Annotated in this window: 14 protein-coding genes; 7 read left to right on the plus strand and 7 right to left on the minus strand. The window is 69.0% G+C overall.

Annotation, left to right across the window (positions count from 1 at the left end; translation table 11 throughout):
* Positions 1-814, plus strand: an 814-nt coding sequence (locus LLH23_07755; GenBank protein ID MCE5238374.1) for a class II fructose-bisphosphate aldolase, incomplete at its 5' end; no start/stop codon positions are given.
* Positions 815-974: 160 nt separating this feature from the next.
* The gene (locus LLH23_07760) at positions 975-1,406 is read left to right on the plus strand and encodes a hypothetical protein (protein ID MCE5238375.1); all 432 of its coding nucleotides are present in this window, start codon (positions 975-977) and stop codon (positions 1,404-1,406) included.
* Between the two features lie 91 nt (positions 1,407-1,497).
* Here the strand turns inward: LLH23_07760 and LLH23_07765 are convergent, their stop codons facing one another.
* Together LLH23_07765 and uvrA are read right to left on the minus strand one after the other, a co-directional pair.
* Complete coding sequence (locus LLH23_07765) at positions 1,498-2,118, minus strand: DUF1559 domain-containing protein (GenBank protein ID MCE5238376.1); 621 nt, start codon at positions 2,116-2,118, stop codon at positions 1,498-1,500.
* A gap of 76 nt (positions 2,119-2,194) precedes the next feature.
* Complete coding sequence (gene uvrA, locus LLH23_07770; protein ID MCE5238377.1) at positions 2,195-7,801, minus strand: excinuclease ABC subunit UvrA; 5,607 nt, start codon at positions 7,799-7,801, stop codon at positions 2,195-2,197.
* A gap of 181 nt (positions 7,802-7,982) precedes the next feature.
* Here uvrA and LLH23_07775 point away from each other — a divergent pair, with 181 nt between their 5' ends.
* The 5 genes from LLH23_07775 to LLH23_07795 all read left to right on the plus strand — a co-directional run bounded on the left by LLH23_07775 (position 7,983) and on the right by LLH23_07795 (position 15,387).
* Positions 7,983-8,411: a hypothetical protein gene (locus tag LLH23_07775; GenBank protein ID MCE5238378.1), complete on the plus strand. Its 429-nt coding sequence runs from the start codon at positions 7,983-7,985 to the stop codon at positions 8,409-8,411.
* A 106-nt stretch (positions 8,412-8,517) separates the two neighbouring features.
* Complete coding sequence (locus LLH23_07780; GenBank protein MCE5238379.1) at positions 8,518-9,612, plus strand: Gfo/Idh/MocA family oxidoreductase; 1,095 nt, start codon at positions 8,518-8,520, stop codon at positions 9,610-9,612.
* A 79-nt stretch (positions 9,613-9,691) separates the two neighbouring features.
* Positions 9,692-13,129, plus strand: coding sequence for a beta-galactosidase trimerization domain-containing protein (locus tag LLH23_07785; protein ID MCE5238380.1), 3,438 nt, complete (start codon positions 9,692-9,694; stop codon positions 13,127-13,129).
* A 9-nt stretch (positions 13,130-13,138) separates the two neighbouring features.
* On the plus strand, positions 13,139-14,179 hold the full coding sequence (locus LLH23_07790; protein ID MCE5238381.1) for a carbohydrate-binding family 9-like protein: 1,041 nt from the start codon (positions 13,139-13,141) through the stop codon (positions 14,177-14,179).
* A 41-nt stretch (positions 14,180-14,220) separates the two neighbouring features.
* A complete protein-coding gene (locus LLH23_07795; protein ID MCE5238382.1) occupies positions 14,221-15,387 on the plus strand; it encodes a hypothetical protein in 1,167 nt (388 codons plus the stop codon).
* On the opposite strand, the gene LLH23_07800 is transcribed toward LLH23_07795, so the two are convergent.
* From LLH23_07800 to LLH23_07820, 5 genes are all read right to left on the minus strand, one after another.
* A complete protein-coding gene (locus LLH23_07800) occupies positions 15,384-16,628 on the minus strand; it encodes a glycosyltransferase family 4 protein (GenBank protein MCE5238383.1) in 1,245 nt (414 codons plus the stop codon). The two genes, LLH23_07795 and LLH23_07800, sit on opposite strands and share 4 nt — an antisense overlap.
* Positions 16,629-16,634: 6 nt before the next feature.
* Positions 16,635-17,447 (minus strand): class I SAM-dependent methyltransferase, encoded by an 813-nt coding sequence (locus LLH23_07805; GenBank protein MCE5238384.1) that lies wholly within the window; start codon positions 17,445-17,447, stop codon positions 16,635-16,637.
* A gap of 2 nt (positions 17,448-17,449) precedes the next feature.
* Positions 17,450-18,853: a B12-binding domain-containing radical SAM protein gene (locus LLH23_07810; GenBank protein ID MCE5238385.1), complete on the minus strand. Its 1,404-nt coding sequence runs from the start codon at positions 18,851-18,853 to the stop codon at positions 17,450-17,452.
* A gap of 8 nt (positions 18,854-18,861) precedes the next feature.
* Positions 18,862-20,034: a glycosyltransferase family 2 protein gene (locus tag LLH23_07815; GenBank protein MCE5238386.1), complete on the minus strand. Its 1,173-nt coding sequence runs from the start codon at positions 20,032-20,034 to the stop codon at positions 18,862-18,864.
* A gap of 151 nt (positions 20,035-20,185) precedes the next feature.
* Complete coding sequence (locus tag LLH23_07820; GenBank protein ID MCE5238387.1) at positions 20,186-21,346, minus strand: glycosyltransferase family 4 protein; 1,161 nt, start codon at positions 21,344-21,346, stop codon at positions 20,186-20,188.
* Positions 21,347-21,364 lie beyond the last annotated feature (18 nt).

Consider the following 21,364-nt stretch of genomic DNA (forward strand, 5'->3'; position numbering starts at 1 on the left):
CGCCGGCCTGGAAGAGGCCGCGGCCCTCGTCATCGCCGCCGCCAACAAGGCCACCATCCCCGTGGCCCTGCACCTGGACCATGGCACCAGCTACGAGCAGAACGTCCAGTGCCTGCGCGCCGGCTTCACCTCGCTGATGTACGACGGCTCCAAGGAGAAGTTCGAGGACAACATCGCCAACAGCGCCGAGATCGCCCGCATGACTCATGCCTGCGGCATTCCCCTGGAGTGCGAGCTGGGCCTGATCCCCAAGATCGAGGACTACCTGACCGAAGAGCAGATGGCCCCGTGCAAGAGCGGCGAGGTGGAGTGCGTCCTGGACCTGATGAGCGAAGCCGAAGTCGCCAAGCTCTATGAGAACAGCACCGACCCCGACCAGGCCGCCGACTTCCGCGACCGCACCAAGTGCGACGCGCTGGCCGTCGCCATCGGCGCCATCCACGGCATGACCGGCCGCGGCAGCAAGCTCAACTTCGACTTGCTGCAGACGCTCATGGACAAGGTCGGCCTGCCGTTCGTCCTGCACGCCGCCTCGGGCATCCCGCTGGACCAGATGCAGAAGGCGTGCGCCATGGGCGTGTGCAAGGTCAACGTCGCCACCCGCATCAGCATGGCGCTGATCCAGGGCACCGCGGAGCGCCTGGCCGAGAACCCCGACCAGAAGGACTTCCGCAAGGTGTTCGACAAGGGCATGGTGCGTGTGAAGGAAGTCGTGGACGAGTACGTGGACCTGTTTGGCTGCGCCGGCAAGGCCGGCAAGGGCTGGTACCTGGGGCCGCAAAACGTGGCCATCACCAAGGAGTCGCCCGAGTAGGCAAGTAGCGCGCCAACGCTCGGTACAAACCGGGGCCGCCACAGATGTGGCGGCCCCGTTGCGTGTGTGGGTGCGGTTGACAGGCAGAGGAGCCCACCCTATCATTGGCCAGGCAGTTCCCGACTGCCTCCGTAGCACATCTGACAGGGTGGTGACCGTGATGAGCATGGACGCGCCTCCCCCGCCCGCACCTCAGCCCCCGCCGCCCGCCGCCATACCTCCGCCCGTGGCGCCGCCCCCGCCCGTGACCGGGCCCCCCAGTAACCTCGTCCTGGCCGCTCTCGGCTACCCGATCTGGATCTGCGCCCTGGTGGCTGTCCTGATCGAGAAGAATGACCGCGAGGTGAGATTCCACGCCTGGAACGGTCTCTTCTGGGGGCTGGGTTACGTCGTGGTGACGGCCGCGCTGGTCATCGTAAGCATCGCGCTGCACGGCATCCCCGGCGTGGGCGGGCTCATCCGGATGGCGATCAAACTGCTGCCTGTCGCATACCTGGTGTTCTCCATCATCTTCGCCGTGAACGCCTACAACCGCAAGCCGGTAAACATCCCAGTGATCACGGACATGGCCCGCAAGCAGGCGGGGCTGTAGCGCCCCACCACCGCCAGAACAGCGAAGGACCTCCCGGCCGGGAGGTCCTTCGTGGTTCTCAGGAGGGCAAGTGCAGCGGCGGGCGGGGTCTCTACATGCTCCAGCCCCTGGCCGCCAGCCAGCCGCCGCCGGTGTACAGCGCCGTCGGCTGCTTGACCCACTTGGCATGCCCGTCGGCCAGACCGAAGTTCGCGCCGCCGTTGTGGACTTCGATGAAGTCGCCCTCGCTGCGGATGGACCAGGCCCCCAGCGTGTTCAGATAGCCAGCGGCGGGGATGTCTACCAGCAGCACGGTGTTGGCCGGGCTGGTGATCTGACCCAGCGAGTGCGGCGCGGGTGGCGTCTGGGGGGAGCCGCTGCTGTTGTGCGTCCCGCCGCGGTAGGCGTTGTAGCGGTAGTTGCGGGTCCCGCCAGCCGCTGACGGGCAGCGGAAGATCTGGTCGTTCTTGACGTACGGCGTGATCCGGGCATCCCAGTACGGCGCGATCGGGTAGCCGCTGGCCAACGGGTGCGTCCCGTCCAACGGCAGCCGCTCGTCGTAGTCCTGTGCGTACTGCAAGATGGCCAGACCCAACTGCTTGACGTTGCTCAAGCAGCTCGTTTGTCGCGCCTTCTCGCGGGCCTTGGCGAAGACCGGAAACAGGATGGCCGCCAGGATGGCGATGATGGCGATGACGACCAGCAACTCGATGAGCGTAAAGCCACGTCTCATATGGCACCTCCTGCGGATATGGACAAGCTTCCGTACACTCATCCAGATTCGACGCGGACCGCGACGACCCCTGCCGCTATTCCGGGAGGCCCAGCGCAGCTTTCAGGTACGGAGCCGTGGCGGAGCGCCGGCAGGCGGCCACCTCCTCCGGCCTTCCCGCCGCCACCAGCTCCCCGCCCCGGTCCCCGCCGCCGGGCCCCAGGTCAATCACGTAGTCGGCGCTCTTGATGACATCGAGGTTGTGCTCGATGATGACCACGCTGTGCCCGTTGTCCACCAGGCGGCTGAGCACCGCGAGCAGTTGCTTGACATCGGCCACGTGTAGGCCCGTCGTGGGCTCATCGAGCAGGTAGAGTGTGTGGTCGCGCACCGGGCGAGCCAGCTCGCGCGCGAGCTTGACCCGCTGCGCCTCGCCGCCCGACAGCGTCGGCGCGGACTGGCCCATGGGCAGATACCCCAGGCCCACGTCGCACAACACCTGCAGCCGCCGGGCCAGCCGGGGGATGGCCGCGAACAGCTCGCGCGCCTGCGCGATGGTCATGCCCAGGACCTCGGCGATGTTGCGACCCCGGTAGCGGACAGCGAGCGTCTCGGGGTTGTAGCGCGCCCCGTTGCAGGTCTCGCACGTGACCCACACATCCGGCAGGAAGTGCATCTGCACGCAGCGGCTGCCCATGCCCTGGCAGACCTCGCAGCGCCCCCCCTTCATGTTGAAGGAGAACCGGCCGGGCCGGAAGCCGCGCAGCTTCGCCTCGGGCAGCGAAGCGAACACCTCGCGGATGATGTCGAAGGCCCCGACATAGCTGCACGGGTTCGAGCGGGGCGTGCCGCCGATGGGCGTCTGGTCTATGTTGATGACCTTGTCAATCTGCTCCAGCCCCTGCAGCTCCTCATGCGCTCCCGGCGTCCCCGCGCCGTCGGTGCCGTAGCTGCGGGCAATGGCGCGAAAGAGCACGTCATCCACGAGGGTGCTCTTGCCTGAGCCGGAGGGGCCCGTAACGCAGGTCATCACCCCGAGGGGGATGGAGACCGTCACGCGCTTGAGGTTGTGCTCCCGCGCGCCGACGATGGTGAGCCAGCCCTCTCCTCCGCAGTCGCGGTCGGTGAGCGCTCCCACGCCTGTCCCGGTGTGGGTGGGGTCACCGACCCCGACGCCGTCCGCTCCGGGCAACCCCCGCCGCCGCTCCGGCACCTCCACCCGCAGCTTCCCGGCCAGGAACTGCCCCGTCACCGACTCCCTGCACCGCGCCACCTGCTTCGGCGTCCCCGCGGCCACGACCCGTCCGCCTGCCGGTCCGGCGCCCGGGCCGATGTCAATGATGTGATCGGCGACTGCCAGCGTCTGGGGATCGTGCTCGACGACGACGAGCGTGTTGCCCTCATCGCGCAGCGCCTTGAGTGCTGTCAGCATCCGGTCATTGTCCGCCGGGTGAACACCCACGGTGGGCTCATCGAGCACGTACATCACGCCAGTGAGGCCGCAGCCGAGCTGTCCAGCGAGCTTCACGCGCTGGGCCTCGCCGCCCGAGAGGGTCGGGGCCGTGCGGGCCAGGGTGAGGTAGTCCAGGCCGACCTCGTTGAGGAAACGGAGCCGTCCCCGGATCTCCGGGATGATCTCCTGCGCCTTCGGGCGCTCGCGCGGGGTGAGCCTGAAGTCGTCGAAGAACGCAGCGCACTCGCGCAGCGGCAGGTTACACAGATCGAGGATCGTCATCCCGCGCAGGCGCACGTGGGCCGCCTCGGGGCGGATGCGCGCGCCGTGACAGGCCGGGCAGACGGCCTCGGGGTCGCCCCACGGGAAGCCCAGACCGTAACAGGCCTTGCACCAGCCGTCGTAGTGGTTGAAGGAGAAGCTGCGCGGCGTGACGGGCTGGTAGCTCGCCCCGCAGGCGAGGCAGGAGTGGAGCTTGGAGAAGCGGCGCTCCTGCGCTGTCGAAACGGCGTCCCCCCCCCGTCCCCCCCCTGAAGGGGGGGGTGAGTCCGTTCCCCCTCCCTTCAGGGAGGGGGTAGGGGGTAGGCCGCCGTCGCTCGGTCCCTTTAGGGAGGGGGTAGGGGGTAGGCCGCCGTTGCCGGTCGCCACCACAATCTCTGTCGCCAACCGGAACGCCGCCTCAACGGCCTCGGCCAGGCGCGAGCGCTGCCGCGGGCCGATGGTCACGCGATCCACGACCACCTCCACGGCATGCCTGCGGCGGCGGCTGAGCTGGGCCTCGATCGGCAGGCGCTGCACCTCGCCATCAATCCGCACGCGCTGCCAGCCCTCGCGGCGCAGGCGCTCCAGCAGCGTCCCGTACTCCTCGTTGCCCTGCGGCTCGACGGGCGCGCACAGGAGGGCCTGCCGCCCGTCGGCCTCGGTCAGGATAGCGTCCACGATCTGGCTGATCGTCATGGCCCCGACTTCGGCCCCACAGGCGGGGCAATGCGGCTGTCCACAGCGGGCGAACAGCACGCGCAGGTAGTCGTAGATCTCCGTCGTGGTGCCGACGGTGGAGCGGGGCGAGTAGCCGCGCCCGGACTGGTCAATGGCGATGGCCGGCGGCAGCCCGGCGATGCGGTCCACCTTGGGCTTGGGCATCTGGTCCACGAACTGCCGCGCGTACGAGGACAGCGACTCCACGAAGCGGCGCTGACCCTCGGCATAGAGCGTGTCGAGCGCCAGTGAGGTCTTGCCCGAGCCGCTCACCCCGGAGATGACCGTCAGCTTGCGGCGAGGGATCTCCACCTCGACGTTGCGGAGGTTGTGCTCCCGCGCGCCGCGGACGAGGAGGGAGTTCCTGCGCCTGTGGGAGCGGTCACCGACCGCGACTGTCGGGGTCGGTGACCCCTCCCACAGGGGAGCGTCCTCTCTCCTCCCTAGCACCTCCCGCAACATCAGCGCGGTCGGGGTCGGTGACCCCTCCCACAGGCCTTCGTGCGCGACGTGCTCCGGCGTGCCCTGGGCCACGATCAGGCCGCCGTTCGCCCCGCCCTCGGGGCCCATGTCAATCACGTGGTCGGCTGTCTTGATGACATCCGGGTGGTGCTCGACCACGAGCACGGTGTTGCCCTCGTTCACGAAGCGGTGCAGGACATCCAGGAGCTGCTGCACATCGTGGAAGTGCAGGCCGGTGGTGGGCTCGTCGAGGATATACAGCGTGTGACCGGTGCGCGGCCGCGCCAGCTCCTTGGCCAGCTTCACGCGCTGGGCCTCGCCGCCGGAGATGGTCGTGGCTGGCTGGCCGAGGCGGATGTAGCCGAGGCCGACATCCACCAGCGTCTGCAGGATCTGGCTGATCTTGGGCTGATTGGCGAAGTGCGCCAGGGCGTCGCCGACCTCCAGGTCCAGCACCTCGGCGATGGTCTTGCCCCGGTAGGCGACCTCGAGCGTCTCGCGGTCGAAGCGCCGGCCCTCGCAGACCTCGCACGTGACCCAGACGTCGGCCATGAAGTCGGATTCGAGCTTGAGCGCCCCGTGGCCCTCGCAGGCACTGCAGCGGCCCTCGGGGACATTGAACGAGAAGCGCCCGGGCTTGTAGCCGCGCCGCTGCGCCTCGGGCAGCTGCGCGTACAGGTCGCGGATGTGGGTGAGCACGCCGGTGTAGGTGGCGGGGTTGCTGCGCGGGGTGCGGCCGATGGGGTCCTGGTCAATCAGGATGACCTTGTCGAGGTGCTCGAGCCCCTCCAGGCGGTCGTAGTCACCCGGCTCGCCTTCCGCGCGCATCAGCTCCCGCGCCAGGGCCGGGTAGAGCGTGTCTGTCACGAGCGAGCTCTTGCCCGAACCGGAGACGCCGGTGACGCAGATGAAGCGCTGCAGCGGCAGCTCGACGGTCAGGTCGCGCAGGTTGTTGTGGCGGGCGCCGACCAGACGGAGTCTCTGCCCGTTGCCGTTCCGACGCGCGGCCGGGATGGGGATGCTCAGATGGCCGGACAGGTAGCGGCCGGTGAGTGAGTCACGGCTGCGGGCGATCTGTGTCGGCGTGCCGACCGCCACGACGCGCCCGCCCTTCTCCCCGGCGCCGGGGCCGAAGTCCACGACCCGGTCGGCCGCGCGGATCGTCTGCTCGTCATGCTCGACCACGACGACCGTGTTGCCCAGGTCGCGCAGGCGCAGCAGCGAGTCGAGGAGCTTGCCCTGGTCGGCATGGTGCAGGCCGATGGAGGGCTCGTCGAGGATGTAGAGCACATCCACCAGCCCGCTGCCCACCTGTGAGGCCAGGCGGATGCGCTGGGATTCGCCACCGGAGAGCGAGGGCGCGCCGCGGTCGAGCGTGAGGTAGTGCAGCCCCACGTAGCTCAGGAAGGAGAGCCGGTCGCGGATCTCCTTGAGCGCGTCCTCGGCGATGAGCGCCTCGGCATCGGACAGCACGAGGTCGTCGAAGAAGCCCTTCGCGGTCGCGATGTCCAGGGCGGCCACGTCGGCGATGGACTTGCCGCCCACAGTGATGGCGAGGCTCTCGGGCTTGAGGCGCTGGCCGTGGCACACGGGGCAGGCCCGGGTGCGCATGGCCGCCTCGAAGTGCTTCAGGATGGAGCGCGCCTTGATCTGCCGGTAGCGCCCCTCCAACTCCCACATCAGACCCTTGAAGACGCCGACGTGGCGCCACGACCAGTTGCTGCGCGGGTTGTAGAACTTGAACTCGATCTTCTCGTCGCCCGACCCGTACAGCAGGAGGCGCCGGTGCTCCGCGGACAGGTCGCGCCACGGGGTGGTGATGTCGAAGCCGTAGTGGCGGCCGATGCTTTCGAACCACTGCCGTCGCCAGTTGCTGCGCAGCGACTGCATCGCGGGGATGGCCCCCGTCACCAGCGAGAGGCTGTCATCGGGCACGAGCAGCTCGGGCACAAGCTGTTTGTCCACGCCCAGGCCGTTGCAGGCCGGGCACATGCCACGCGGGGTGTTGAAGGAGAAGTCGGCGTGCGTCGGCTCCTCGAAGCTGAGGTTGCACTTGGCGCAGGCGTAGCGGGTGGAGAGCAGCAGGTCCTCCGCCTCGGGGCGGGTGATGATGACGCGGCCCTCGGCCAGGCGGCAGGCCTCATCCACGGCCTCGGCCACGCGCGAGCGGATGTCAGGCCCAATGGTGACACGATCCAGCACCAGCTCGATGTCGTGGCGGCGGTAGCGGCTCAGGGCGGGCGGGTCGTCGAGGCGGATCTCCTGCCCATCCACGCGCGCCCGCAGGTAGCCGCGCTTGAGGAAGTCCTCGAACAGGTCGCGGAACTCACCCTTGCGGCCGGTTACAAGCGGCGCAAGGATCTGCACCCTCTCCCCGGCGGGCAGGCTGAGCACCCGGCCGATGATCGTCTCGCGGGTCTGGCTGCCGATCTCCCGGCCGCACTGCGGGCAGTGCCGCCGCCCGATGGCGGCATACAGCACGCGCAGGTGATCGTAGACCTCGGTGACAGTGGCCACGGTGGAGCGGGGGTTGTGGCTGCGCGCGCCCTGGTCAATGGCAATGGCCGGGGCCAACCCCTCGATGTGCCCGACGGCTGGTTTGCCCATCTGTTGGAGGAACTGCCGGGCATAGGTGGAAAGGGACTCGACGTAGCGCCGCTGCCCCTCGGCAAACAGCGTGTCGAAGGCGAGCGAGGATTTGCCGGAGCCGCTCACGCCGGTGAAGACGATGAGGGAGTTCTTGGGGAGCGTCAAGTCCACGTCCCGGAGATTATGCTCGTGGGCGTGGCGGATGGTGATGTGATCGGACACGGCGAGATGTGCTCCTGTCGGCCAGAGGGACACGGGGATTCTATTAGAACGGATGTTCTAAGTCAACCGCGTCCTGGGCGTGGGCGCTTGTGTGTCGTGCAGTTCGCCTGGGCGGAGTCCCTGGCGCCTGAGGACGCGGCTTCTGGAGGATCCAGTCCAAGTCCGCAAGGAGGGCACGCGCATGGGCATCAAGAGGATGTTCCGTCTGGTGCTGGTGGCTGAACTCACGTTCTTCGTCTTGACTGTCGTCGCCTGGTGGCTGCTGAAGTCGACGCTCCCGTCGGACCTGCAGGCCTACCAGGATCGCTGGCTACAGAGCAGCAACACCGCCGGAGACGCAGTTGCCGGACTGAGCTTGCTGCTCTACCTGTGCGGATGGGTCGGCGTGCTGAGGCTGCGACCGGTGGGAAGGACGCTGTATCTGGCCGGGCATGTGCTGATGCTGCTGGTCACGCCCTTCACAGGCCCCACGGTCCTGAACGCTTGGGCCAGCTTCTGTGCGGGCGTGAGCGGCCTGTGCGGGGGCATGGCGTTGGCCATGGCGTACTTCTCGGAGATCCGACAGGACTTCGCGCCAGCTGGCAGTCCCGACCTCCCGGCGCCGGCATAGACCAAGCCGGCCTGGCGCCTCGCACGTGGGGCCCGCCTCGACCGTCGCCTCTGGAGTCAACACTGGATAACATCGTTTCGTTTCCGTCCGCCCCCAAGGAGGAGCAATGTCCATGCAACCCGTGAAGTACGGCGTCATCGGCTGTGGCGTGATCGGGCCGACGCACATGAAGCCCGCCGCCACGACCGACATTCTCGACCTCGTGGCCGTGGCCGATCTCATCCCCGAGCGCGCCCAGAAGGCGGCCGAGACCTACAACGTGCCGAAGGTCTATGGCCCCGGCCTCGATCTCATCGCCGACCCGGAGATCGAGCTGGTCGTGCTGGCCATGCCGACCTGCCACCGCAAGGAGCTGGCCCTGGCGGCCTTCGCAGCCGGCAAGCATGTCCTGACCGAGAAGCCGGTGGCGATGAATGCGGGCGACGTCGAGGACCTCATCGCCGCGCGCGGGAGCCTCAAAGCCGCGTGCTGCTCTTCCCGCTACCGGTTCATCACCCACCACCAGGTCGCGGCGGACTTCATCGCCTCGGGGAAGCTTGGCGAGCTGCGCGAGGTCTACATGCGCTCCGCCTTCCCCGCCGGCCCGGCCCCCACTGAGCCGCGCCCCGAGTGGCGCCTGAAGCGGCACCTCAACGGCGGTGGCTTCCTGATGAACTGGGGTTGCTATGACCTCGACTACCTCATGGGCCTGACTGGCTGGCAGCTCAAGCCCGAGAAGTGCTTCGCCCAGACGTGGCAGATCCCGTCCCACATCGCCTGGCACATTCCCGAGGGCAGCGACGCCGAGACGCAGTACACGGCGCTGATCCGCTGCGCGGGCGGGACGATTCTGTCGGTCGAGCGCGGGGAGTACATGCCGCTGGCCAGCGAGAGCGCGTGGCAGATCATCGGCACGCAGGGCTCGCTGCGGCTGACGATGACCGCCGTCACGGCCTCCGGCCCCAAGGCCTCGGCCGGCGCCTCGAACTGGAAGCAGATCCTCTACGATGAACTGACCGAGGACCAAGGTACGGTCTCGACAGTGCTGTGGGAGGGGGAGGAGGACCTGGCGATGGTCAGTGCCGGTCCGGTGACGGATCTGGCGCGGGCCATCCGCGAAGATCGCGACCCGAAGACGACGCTGGAGAAGGCGCTGGTGGTGCAGAAGATCACGGACGCGATCTATGCGTCCGCGGCGGCGGGAGACGCCGTAGCCGTGTAGGGACGGGGTACAGGGCCGCCGCGCAGTGGCGCGATTCACCGCGCCCGTCCCTTGTCTGCCACCCGAAGGAGATCAACTCATGAGGCACTTGGCTCTGCTACTCGCTGCGTTCCTGGTCGGGTCCTGCGCCGTGGCGCAGGACGTGGCCGAACTGGAGGGGGATCACAACCCCAACCCGGTCTTCGCCACGCCGCACACGGACTGGGCCAGCCCGTATGCCCTCGGGAAGACCCGCGTGCTGTACTTCTGCCGCGGCCATGGCTGCGACCCGCGCGAGGCCATCGAGCTCAAGCAGCGGTTCGACCTGGACCTGCAGATGGTCTTCTGGGGCCGCATCGTGGACAGCACCAACGAGGGCTGGCACGGGGCCGAGAACGGCATCCGTCGCATGTCCCGCCTGCTCACCCAGAAGTGGGACTGCTTCGTCTTCATGGATGTCGCCCCCGAGAAGATGCCGGTGGAGCAGCAGTTCCCGCTGGTGAAGGCCCTCACGCAGGGGGCCGGGCTGGTGCTGCTGGGGACGGACGACAAGCGGATCCTCAAGGACAAGAACAAGCTGGCAGACCTGCCGGCGTTCCTGGCCGACGTTCCCGCGGTGGAGGCCTTCACGATCAAGAACGGGCGCGGTGTGCGCCTGCCGAAGCGGCCGGGCATTGACTACCGCCCGGGGTGGGAAGTGGAGTACGACGAGTGGGACATGCGGCTGGGCAAGGCCGTGCTGTGGGCGGCGGACAAGGAACCCAAACTCAGCCTGACGCTGACACCGAAGGCGGCGGAACTCGCGCGGGACACGCTGCCGGCGCAGGCCGTGGACATCGCCTGGCAGGGCGCCACCGACACCTCGGGCAGAACACGTCTGACGCTGACCCTCCGGCGCAGTGACGGTGCGATCCAGCGACTGGCGGAGCCTGCGATCAAGTCCGAGACCAGCCCCGGCACGCCGCTGCAGCTCCCGCTGGTCCGCTGCGGGGACTACTTCCTGGATGCCATCGCACGCGAGGGCAAGGACGTCATCGGCTTCGCCAGCGTGCCGCTGAAGATCGTGGACGACCTCTCCATCACAGAGCTGACGCTCGACCGCGAGTGGGCGGAGGTAGGGGAGAGCCTCGCCGGCTCGGTCGCGCTCTCCCAGCCCCTGACCGGCAAGCAGAGCCTCACGCTGAGCGTCTTCGACGCCCGGGGCCGCGAGATCAGCCGCGTGCCCAATCTGCCATGGGGACAGGGGCGGAAGTTCCAGCTCAAGGTGCAGCCGTGGTGGCCGATGCTGGTGCGCCTGCAGGCCACGGTGGTGGACGGCGGGCAGGAGGTCACTTTCGCCTGGAAGCCCGCCCATGTCGTGAAGCGCCATCGCGGGCAGTTCAACTTCGTGATGTGGGACATCCCCTCGGGCAATCTCGCGCCATGGGCCGAGCAGATCCTTGCTCGCACCGGCGTGACGGTGCATCTGAGCAGCGGCCAGCGCCCGCCCGACTTCGTGGCCGCCAACGAGATCGCGTGGGTGCCGTACACCACCCGCATCCTCACACCCAAGGACGACAAGGGCGTGATGAAGCCGGCGTGCTGGAATGACGAGCCGATGGTCCAGGCCCATGTGGACAAGATCGTGTCGAACTATGTCCCCTCGCGCCGGCACGGCGTGTTTGTCTACTCGCTGGGTGATGAGGGCGATGTGCGCGGCTCGTGTCTGAGCCCTTACTGCTTGGCGGCCTACCAGCGCTACCTGCAGAGCGAGTACCAGGACATCGCCGCGCTGAACGCCTCGTGGGGCACGACCTACGCCAGCTTCGCCGACGTGCAGCTGGGACGGACCGACGACAACGAGGAGGCCGACTCACTGCGGGCCGGCAACTTCCCGCGCTGGTACGACCGGCAGGCCTACCAGTCCCACAACTTCTGCAAGCTCTGCGAGCGGTTCGGCAAGGGCTTCCGCGCGATTGACCCGCAGAGCCGCTGCGGCTTCGAGGGCGCCGGCACGTTCGGCGCCGCGGACGATCTGGACGGCTTCGTGCGGTCCAACACCTTCTGGTCACCCTACCCGGGGACGGCCGATGAGGTCGTGCGCTCGATCGCCCCGCGCGACTTCCCGCGCTCGAACTGGATGGGCTACACCAAAGACGCCGACTCGCTGCTGGAGAAGTATTGGCGCATGATCACGCGCGGCTGCGACTCGGTCTGGTGGTGGCGCTGGGACTGCATCAACCGCTTCCACGGGTGGATCTCGCCCAACCTCGACCCCTACCCTGCGGTGCAGGAGATCCTGCGCGACACGCAGATCGTGCGCGACGGCCTGGGCGACTTGCTGCTGCAATCCGAGATGCAGACCGATGGCGTCGGCATCCTCTACTCGCAGCCCTCGGCGTACGCGGCGAAGGTGCAGAACTCACCCACCTTCGGTAGCTACGAGAGCAACCACGCCGCCTGCCACGCGGCCCTGCGCGACCTCGGCCTGAACTTCCGCTACTTCACCGATCGCCAGATGCGCCTGGGGGAGGTGGACCTGAGCAAGTTCAGGGTCATCTTCCTGCCCATGACGCAGGCCATGGGCGCGCAGGAGGCCCAGCTCTTCCGCCAGTACGTGCAGAATGGCGGCACGCTCATCGCCGACGTGCGCCCGGCCATCTATGACGGCCACGTCAAGCCGCTGGGCGCCGGCCAGTTGGACGATGTCTTCGGCCTCAAGCGCACGGGCGTAGGCGACGCGCAGATCGCCGACGGGACGCTCAAGGCGCCCGGCGCCGGTGGCAAGCCCGAGCCGCTGGACCTCACCAAGGTGCGCGTGGATCCGGGCGTGACCGCAGCGGGCGCTTCGTCCGCCGGCACGGCCGGGAGCGTTCCGCTGCTGCTGACCAACCGCTTCGGCAAAGGCTCGGCGGTGCTGCTGAACCTGGCGATGGCCACCTTCCCGTCGCTCAGCGCCCAGGCCACCCCCGAGAGCGCGGCAGTCGTGCTGCGCACCGTGCTGGGCGCGGCACAGGTGTCGCCGGCACTCCGCCTGGTCAACGCGCAGGGCGAGCGCGTGCGTAACATCGAGATCACGCGCTGGCGCAACGGCCGGGTGCAGATCGTCTCGCTCTTCCGGCACGCGGGCCAGCCCGAGCCGGCGAGGCTGACGCTGCCGCAGGCCATGTACGCCTACGACCTCAAGCACCACAAGGACCTCGGCAAGCAGCAGACCTTCAGCCTGACCATCACGCCCTACCGGGCCGTGTTCCTGGCGCTGTCGCCCGCGCCGCTGCAGCCCGCCACGCTGCAGGCGGCCCGGGCCGTCGCCCGGGGAGGCGTGCAGCAGGTGCGCGTCGCCTCTGCCCTGGCGCAGGGGCAGCAGGCCGTGAAGCTGACGGTGAAGCTCCCCGGCGGCGCGGAAGCGGACTGGGCGGATCAGGTCGTCGTGGTCGGCAAGGCCGGGGCAACCGTCGCGGTACCGGTGGCGTTCAACGACCCGGCGGGGTCTTGGACAGTCAGCGCCACCGACCTGTACACGGGCAAGACTACGAGCGCGCAGTTCAGCGTCAAGTAGGTGAGGCATATGAAGCGCATCAGCATCTCCCTGCTGTTTGTGGCCCTGGCCGTGCCGGTCCTGGCCGCCGACAGCCTGCCGATCAACGTCTATCCCTGTCCAAGGGCCGACGCCGCCGTACAGCTCGACGGCAAGCTGGACGACGCCGCCTGGCAGCAGGCGCCCGTCGTCTCAGGCTTCACCTACTTCGGCAAGGAAACGCTGGTCCCGGTCCAGACCTCGTTCCGCCTGCTGTGGGACGAGCAGTTCCTGTACCTGGGCGTACACTGCGACGAGCCGGAGATGGCCAAGCTCAGCCCCATCAAGTACGCGCACGACGAGCACGCGATCTTCGGCAATGAGGCCATCGAGTTCTTCATTGACCCGAACCACACGCATGACGCGTACTACCAGTTGGCCTTCAACGTCACGGGCAGCCTGTACGACGGCGAGCGCGAGGCGACGGTATGGAACAGCGACTCGCAGGTGCGGACCTTCCTGGGCGACCAGTTCTGGTCCGTCGAGATCGCGGTGCCGTGGGGCCCCATGAAGGGCCAGCCCGCGCCGGGCAAGGTAGTAGGCTTCAACATCTGCCGCGACCGGAACATCGGGGACAAGACGTGGAGCAACTGGGCGCGCGTGCAGGGCGGCTTCCACGATCCGGAGCGCTTCGCGCACCTGGTGCTGTCGGGCACGCCCGAGATGATCGGCAAGCTATCGCGCGAGTTCCGCAAGAGCGGGCGCACCGGCGCAATTGTCGTCTATAGTTCCGCCGGGTTCGCGGAGACCAGCTACGTGAAGCTGGCCGAGGCAGCTTTCGCCGAGGTGCAGAAGCTGCTGGGGAGCCTGGACCAGACACGCCGCGAGGAGAAGGACGCCGCCGCTGCCGAGGAGATCGGGCGCCGCCTGGCGGACTATGCCGCCAAGGTGGCGGGCCTGCAGCGCCAGAGCCAGGGCAAGCTCGATGCTGCCACGTGGACGCGGCTGGACCTGTCGCTCCAGCAGATCGTCGGCGAGTTGAACCACATCGTGTGGGAGGCGCGGCTGACGGCGCTGCTGAACGGCATCTGATCAGTTCCGCCTGCTGACGGGGCAAGCCCCACGGAGGCACCATGATGCGCATCACACCCACCGCCCTGTTGCTGCTGGCCCCGCTGGCGCTGGTCTGCGCGCAGCCCGCGCAGGTGCTGGTCAGTGATACCGGCCTGACGACCGGCCGCATCGGGCCGGGCGCCCCGCCCCATACCATCGGCCTGGAGCGCCACGAGCAGACGCTGGTGATGGACACCGGCGTGAAGCAGTACGGGCTGCGGTACGTGGCCGCCTACGACGAGAAGCGGCCCGGCGTGGCCATCCCCGGCGAAGGCTACCTCGGCATGCCCCAGCCCGCCTCGTGCAACTGGTACCACGGCGGGTTCTTCGACCTGCAGATCAACGGCCAGAGCATCGGCACGACCCCCGTGCATTCCGTCACCGGCCGCAGCAGCGGCGAGCGCGGCATCGCCGACTTCGTCTTCGACACGCCCATGGCCATCGTGCGCGTCCGGTTCGTGGCCCTCGCCGGCCAGGATGCGCTGTACTGCCAGGCGCTGCTGGAGCCGAAGGAGGAGATCAAGAGCGCACGCGTGATCCTGCGGTGCTACCCCTCGGCCTTCGTCAGCAACGCCGAGCGGCACGTGATGACACCCACGCGCGATCTGACCCAGGGGGAGAAAGCGGAGTTGGACCTGGCACAGGAGTGGTGGCTGCTGTACTACGACCGCATCTACGACGCGGGCTACGTCTCGCCGACGCACACCGGCGTGGGCCCGTGCGCGGCGCTGTGGCCGGGCAGCCAGGCTGACCAGATCAGCTTCACCGTCGGGGGGTACGGCATTGACACGGTGATGGACCTGAAGCCGCGGTTGCGCGACTTCCGCTTCGTGTTCTTCGACTACAAGGGAACCAAGAACGAGGTCGCCCAGGCGGAGCTGCGCGGGCGCGCGACGGGGCTGCAGCAGCAGCTCGCCAGCTTCTCCTTCGCCGATCCGAGCGTCGCCGGCTTCCCGCTACAGCAGAAGCAGGAGGAGATCCGGCAGGTGCTGGCGGCCATGCCCGACGAGAAGGAGGCGGCGGCCAACTACCAGCGCTGGGGGGCCGAGTTGGCCGAGCAGCTCAAGCTCATCCAGACGAGTGCGGGCGGGGCGATCATGGCGGAGGCCAATGCGGCCCAGACGATCCAGCAGTGGGAGCGGGGCTTGCCCGAACTGCAGCTGCGGGCGCTGCTCAAGGAGATCTAGCCCCCGGCGGCGAGGCGCCGCGCTTCGTCGAAGAAGCCCAGCAACTCCTGCACCGACCGCTCCCAGGTCCAGCGGTCGCGTACCCCGGCCATGCCCTGCTCCCCGAGGCGCTGCAGTTCCTCCGGGGCGGCCAGCATCTCCTGCAAGACGGCGGCGTACTGACCCTCGTCCCGATCCGCCAGCCGCCCATTGACGCCCTCGATGACCGTCTCCCGCACGCCCCCCTCGCGTACGCCCAGCACGGCCGTCCCACACGCCATGGCCTCCAGCGGCGTCAGCCCCAGCGGCTCGACGTAGGGGGCATACAGAAACAGCCGCGTGCGCCGGTACAGACTGCGCAGCGCCTCGTCGGTCACGTTCACGTGCGTCGTGAGTGCCACGCCGTGCTCCCGCGCCAGGGCGTGCAACTGCTCCGCCTCCCCCGGGGCCTCCCGGTCCCCGGCCAGCACCAGCGGCGGCCGCCGGTCGGCCGGCAGCCGCCCCAGCGCCCGGATGATGAACCGGAAGCCCTTCACCCCGTAGAACCCGCCCACGGAGAGCACGAAGTCCTCCCGCGGCTCGGCGGCGGGGCAGAAGAAATCGGCGTCCACCCCCAACGTGCAGCGTCGGGCCACACACCCATGGGCGCGCAGGATGGACTCGCAGGAATAGGTCGAGTTGGCGAGCACCATCGTCGCCGCGAGGGTGTTGACCCGCTCGTTGACCCGCCGGAAGCGGATCAGGGCCTCCCCGGTGGGGTTGCCCAGGCACGTCCGGGCGAGCATCTTGGCGAAGCCTCCGGCGGGAGGGGGGGGATGGCCCTCCGCCGCCAGGGGCGCCTCGAACACAGCCCGGCAGGGCTCCTGGCAGAAGTAGACGGAGGGGAGGCGCACCAGCCGCAGCAGCGAGGGGGCCGTCTCGACCATGTCGTGGTGGGCGTAGAGCAGATCGAAGCCCTGCTCGTGGATCGTCGCGGCCAGTCGCTCCTGCAGTCGCGCCAGACGGCCATACCCCAGGGCCTGCCCCACGTCGGTACAGATGCGCCGGAGCCTGGCGGGACCCCGGCCGGCGATCGCCCCGACGTCGAAGGGGAGCGTGACCGCACTGCTGGCCACCTCGGCCAGCTCGCAGAACCCCACCACGGCCGTACTGGGTTGGAAGACGACGACCTCATGCCCGGCAGCCACCAGACGTCGGCAATGCTCATACGCCACGCGCTTGGCGCCACCGCTGGGCAGATTGTGGTACAGAGCAATGCGCAAGCAGCCTCACACCTTCCGCGCCACGATCAGCAGGGCGCCGTGGTAGGACTCCAGGTTCGCGTCCATGAGGTAGTACCGTCGGAGGAAACGGTAGGTCAGCCAACGCCGCAACCGCCCTGGGAGCAGAATGATCAGGGCCAGCTTCTTGTGCGACAGCAGGCGGTAGGCCGGTTGCAGCAGATAGTTCTCCAGGCGATCCCACACCGAGACGACGGGCGCGGGCAGGTAGCCCTCCACACTCTCCACGGTCATGCCCGCGGCGCCCAGCAGCTCCCGCCACTCCTCGACGGAATGGTAGTGGTGATGGGCCACCCGCACATCGAAGTCCCGCAAGTACTGCTCGGCCTCCTCCTGCCTCCCCCGCGCCAGTAACTGCCGGTAGGTGTAGAGGCCCTCGCGCAACTGCGTGCTGGGTACGGTGAGCGCGGCGAGGCCACCGGGGCGGAGCACGCGGCCCATCTCCCGCACGGCAGCGGCGTCATCGGGGATGTGTTCCAGCACGCAGTTGGACAGGAGGCTGGCGAACGTGGCGTCGGGGAAGGGAAGCCTCGTGGCATCGGCCTCCAGCACCTCGCGGTACATGCCGGTCCTCCGGGCGTGGGGCAGGACCTGCGCTTCCGCATCGAGGCCCACGATGTCCCGACCGCCGCCAAAGAGCAGTTCGACGAAGCCGCCGTCGCCGCACCCCAGGTCCAGGATGGGCTCGGCGAAGGTGAGGCGACTCAGCAGGCGTAGCTCGATGGCGCGCCAGAGGGCGTACTCGGGCAGGTCGGGATAGCGGCGCAGAGTCTCGGCGAGGAAGTCCCTCTCGGCAGGCATGTCTACCCTCCGGCCTTGCCGGCGTATCTCATGAGGCGGCGCTTGATGCGCCCGAGGAAACGGCGCCCGGCCGGACCGCCGTGGCGGCGCAGGGCCCGCAGGACGGGGCCGGGGAGGCGGTATCGCACAGCGCCTTGCAGCAGGTGCCCCAGCGCTGTGTCATCGCACACGAACTGGTCTGTCTCCACCGCCGCGCGGAAGTACGCTCGCTTGCGCTCGTGCTTGGTGAACTCCGGCGTCTCCACGGCCGGCTCGGCGACCTCCAGCTGATGAGTGTCATAGGAGGTATAGGTGCGCGGCGGGTCAATCCGCGCCCCGTGCTCCTCGAACCACGCATACGCTGCGGTGCCGGGAAACGGGTGCATCATGTTCCAGAAGATCTTGGTGGCGCCGAGGCGCTGGGCGAAACGGACGGACGCCCCCGACCGCTTGAAGGTGTCTCCGGGGAGACCGATGATGAAGCACAGGGCCAGGTCGAGACCGCGCTCCGTGACCAGCCGCGCGGCCCGGGCCACGTCCTCGAGGGTCTCCTTCTTGTTCACCATGGCGAAGACATCCGGGTCGCCGCTCTCAACCCCCAGGCAGATCTCAGTGGCGCCGGCGGCCTTCGCCAACTGCACGAACTCCTCGTCCACCCGGTCGGCGCGCACATTATCCACCACCAGGTGCAGCGGCGGCTGCTCCTGGGCCGCGAGGCTCTTGAGGAATGTCCTGAAGTGCTCGGGCATGCAGGTCGGGCAGTCGTCGGTGACCTTCAGCTCGCGCAGAGCCGGCAGCAGCCGGCGGGCAGCGGCCACCTCGGCCGCGCAGTCGTCGGGATCGCGCGCGCGCCACTTCCGCGACGTGATCTGGGCAACCGCGCAGAAGCTGCAGTCGAACGGGCACCCCCGGCTGGTATTGACCGGGTAGATCGTGACGCTCTCCCAGCCGACAAAGTGCGTGTAGTCCGGCCAGGGCAGTGACTTCACATCCACGAGGGGCGCGCGCACCACCTGGCACGTCTCTGCCCGGCGCGCCGCCTCGACCACCGTGACGATGACGTCCTCCGCTTCCCCCCTCACGACACAGTCCACCGCGCCGCTGGCGGCCAGTTGCTGGGGGAAGAGGGTGGCGTGCGGGCCGCCGGCCAGGATGGCCGCGGACGAACTCTCCCGGGCGCGGCGAATGTACTCCAGCGTGCTGTCGAGGGTGGCGGTGTACACCGAGAAGCCGATGACATCGGGGGCGAAGCTCTCGACGACCTGTGTCAGCGGCGGGACTGACCCCTCGGGCAGGAACGCCTCGTCGAGGACCAGCACCTCGTGTCCACTGTCCAGCAGTCGCCGCGCGAGGCTGGCGAGACCCAGGTGCGGTACCGGGTTCTCGGGCGTGACTTTGCGGGGATGGACGAACAATACGCGGGACATGGGCCCTCTCACTCACCCGGCTGTCGCGCAGCCGCACGCAGCCGCCGCGCCAGCCACCGATCCTGCAGCGCGGCCACGCCGCACCAGAGCAGCAGCGGCGCCAGCAGCACCAGGGCCGGAAGCGCCGGGCCGAGCAGGCGCCAGCGCCGCCGCCACCGCCCCTCCACTCGGGCCGCGACAACCTCGGGGCTGCCGTCGGAGTCGGGCAGATGATGCTCCGCCCACTGGGCCCACCGCTCGATGACTGCCCCACGCCGCAGCAGGTTGGGCGTCTGCGCGGCGCGCTTGGCCAGCACTCGCGGCGCCCGCCAGGGGGCGGACCAGAAGGCACGCACCAGGGGCACCACGACCCCCGAGCGCAGCTGGTTGGCCACGTTCATCACCCAGTAGTACAGCACCTGCCGCCGGTAGCGCCGGCAGAAGGCGGGGGGGAGGTTCCCCAGGAAGCAGAGCGCGGCGTTATGGAACAGCGCCCGCACATGCGCCGGGCTGCTCGCCTCCAGCGACTGTGCCACCCGGTGCTGCACGCGGGCTGACGGCACGGTCCAGCACGCATGGCCCGCCAACTGCGCCCGGAAGTTCAGGTCCACGTCTTCATACAGGAAGCGCAGGCTCTCGTCGAAGCCGCCCAACTCGTCGAACATGCTCTTGCGGTAAAGCGCCGCCCCCGCGCAGGCCCCGAAGACAGGCTGCGGGGTCAGAAGGTCGCCTGCCAGCGGCTGGCGCGCCCCCCAGTCCAGGACCCAGCCCCAGGGCAGCAGGACATGGGCAGCGGAGTTCACCAGGCCAGGGTCGTCGTGGTAGACCATCAGGGCCGCGAACCAGGAGACCTCCGGCCGTGTGCGCGCTGCCGCCAGCAGTTCCTCCAGGCAGTCGGGAGCCAGCACCGTGTCGTCGTTGAGCACGAACAGCAAGTCGGCCGCGGCCGCGCGACAGCCGATGTTCACCGGCTTGCTGAAGCCCTGCCGACCGCGGAGCCGGATGAGCCTGACCCAGGGGAACTGCTCCGCCACAGCGGCGGCGGCCTCGTCGGTGGAGCCGTTGTCCACGACGATGACCTCGAACTCGCGCCAGGTCTGCTCGGCCAGCGACCGGAGGCAGTCGGGCAAGTACCGGTCTGCACTGCACGTCGGGATCACGACGCTGATCAGCGGCCGGGTGACCGCGGGACGCTCACTCACGGTAGCCCACCCGCGCCACAGGCCCTGGGGGTACGGGGCGTCTGCAGGCCCATCGGCACGACCTGTGGCATCTCGGCCTCCTGCACGTGCCAAAGCACGCTCCGGCCACCGCGGTGGCCGGACCGGAGCATAGAATCAGGCGGTGGCGTCACTATGCCAGAGCCTTTCGGTACACGTCAAGGGTCTGGCAGGCGGTGCGCTCCCAGGTGAACTCCGCCGCTCGCGCTCGCCCGCGCCGGCGCAGTTCGTCAGCCAGCGCCGGGTCGCTCGCCACCCGCAACAGCGCGTCCGCAACGGCCTCGGGGTCTGTGGGATCAACCAGCAGTGCAGCATCCCCGGCGACCTCCGGTAGTGAGGTCGCGTTCGCGGCCACGACCGGGCAGCCGGCGGCGAACGCCTCGAGCACCGGCAGGCCGAAGCCCTCGGCCCTGGAGATGAACGCCAAACAGCCGGCCCCCTGCACCAGTGCCGCCAGATCATCGCCCGGGGCGTAGGTCGTGATCCGCACGACGCCGGGCCGGGGCCGGGCCAGCAGCTCCTCGAACTCCGGCGTATGCCCGACGCGACGGCCCACGATGTGCAGGTCCCAGTCCACCAGCCGGCGTTCGCACAGCAGGTCGTAGGCCTGGAGGAGAGTGGTCAGGTTCTTGCGTGGCTCGATGGTGCTGACGGTCAGGAAGTAGGGTCGGTCGGCTGCGTAGCGGCGTCCCACCGCCGCCGCTTGCTCGGGCGGGATGCTGCGAGCGAAGGCCTCGGCGCATACCCCCAACGGCACAGCGGTGACCCGCTCGGGCGCCAGCCTGCACAAGTCCAGCACGTCGGCGCGGACCGCCTCCGAGTCGACGATGACCTGGGCTGCCCGCGGCGCCAGAGCAGCGACGGAGCGGTGTATCGCGCGCACCATCGGGGGCACCCAGTCGGGATGCCGCAGGCCGATCAGATCGTGTATCGTCAGGACGCTCGGCGGCCGCTGCGTCAGCGGAAAAGGCCACTGCGGGGCATGGAACAGGTCCACGTCGCGGGGGAAGAGCGACAGGCACCGCAGACATCGCTGCCAGTGGGGCCACAGTGGGGGGCCCAGACGATCGTACAGCAGCTTCCCGGGTAGCTTGGCCGCATGGACCGGCAAGTCCAGGCCCAGGGCGGACAACTGCGCGGTGACATCCTGGCTCAGTTGCTCGCGATGCCAGCCGGCCACCCACGCCGTGACCTCCACCCCCAGGGCCGGCAGGGCGCGCATCAGCTCCGACGCGTAGCGGTTGATGCCTCCGCCGCCCGCAATGAGCGCGCGGGCGTCCACGGCTACCCTCATGCTGGTCTCCTTCATGTG

The sequence above is a fragment of the bacterium genome, from assembly GCA_021372615.1.
Taxonomy (GTDB): Bacteria; Armatimonadota; Zipacnadia; order Zipacnadales; family UBA11051; genus JAJFUB01.

Coding starts and splice junctions, on each gene's coding strand:
- LLH23_07780 (MCE5238379.1), top strand. CDS start 8,518: ATGTCCATGCAACCCGTGAAGTACGGCGTCATCGGCTGTGGCGTGATC.
- LLH23_07795 (MCE5238382.1), top strand. CDS start 14,221: ATGATGCGCATCACACCCACCGCCCTGTTGCTGCTGGCCCCGCTGGCG.
- LLH23_07785 (MCE5238380.1), top strand. CDS start 9,692: ATGAGGCACTTGGCTCTGCTACTCGCTGCGTTCCTGGTCGGGTCCTGC.
- LLH23_07775 (MCE5238378.1), top strand. CDS start 7,983: ATGGGCATCAAGAGGATGTTCCGTCTGGTGCTGGTGGCTGAACTCACG.
- LLH23_07765 (MCE5238376.1), bottom strand. CDS start 2,118: ATGAGACGTGGCTTTACGCTCATCGAGTTGCTGGTCGTCATCGCCATC.
- LLH23_07760 (MCE5238375.1), top strand. CDS start 975: ATGAGCATGGACGCGCCTCCCCCGCCCGCACCTCAGCCCCCGCCGCCC.
- LLH23_07810 (MCE5238385.1), bottom strand. CDS start 18,853: ATGTCCCGCGTATTGTTCGTCCATCCCCGCAAAGTCACGCCCGAGAAC.
- LLH23_07805 (MCE5238384.1), bottom strand. CDS start 17,447: ATGCCTGCCGAGAGGGACTTCCTCGCCGAGACTCTGCGCCGCTATCCC.
- LLH23_07820 (MCE5238387.1), bottom strand. CDS start 21,346: ATGAGGGTAGCCGTGGACGCCCGCGCGCTCATTGCGGGCGGCGGAGGC.
- LLH23_07790 (MCE5238381.1), top strand. CDS start 13,139: ATGAAGCGCATCAGCATCTCCCTGCTGTTTGTGGCCCTGGCCGTGCCG.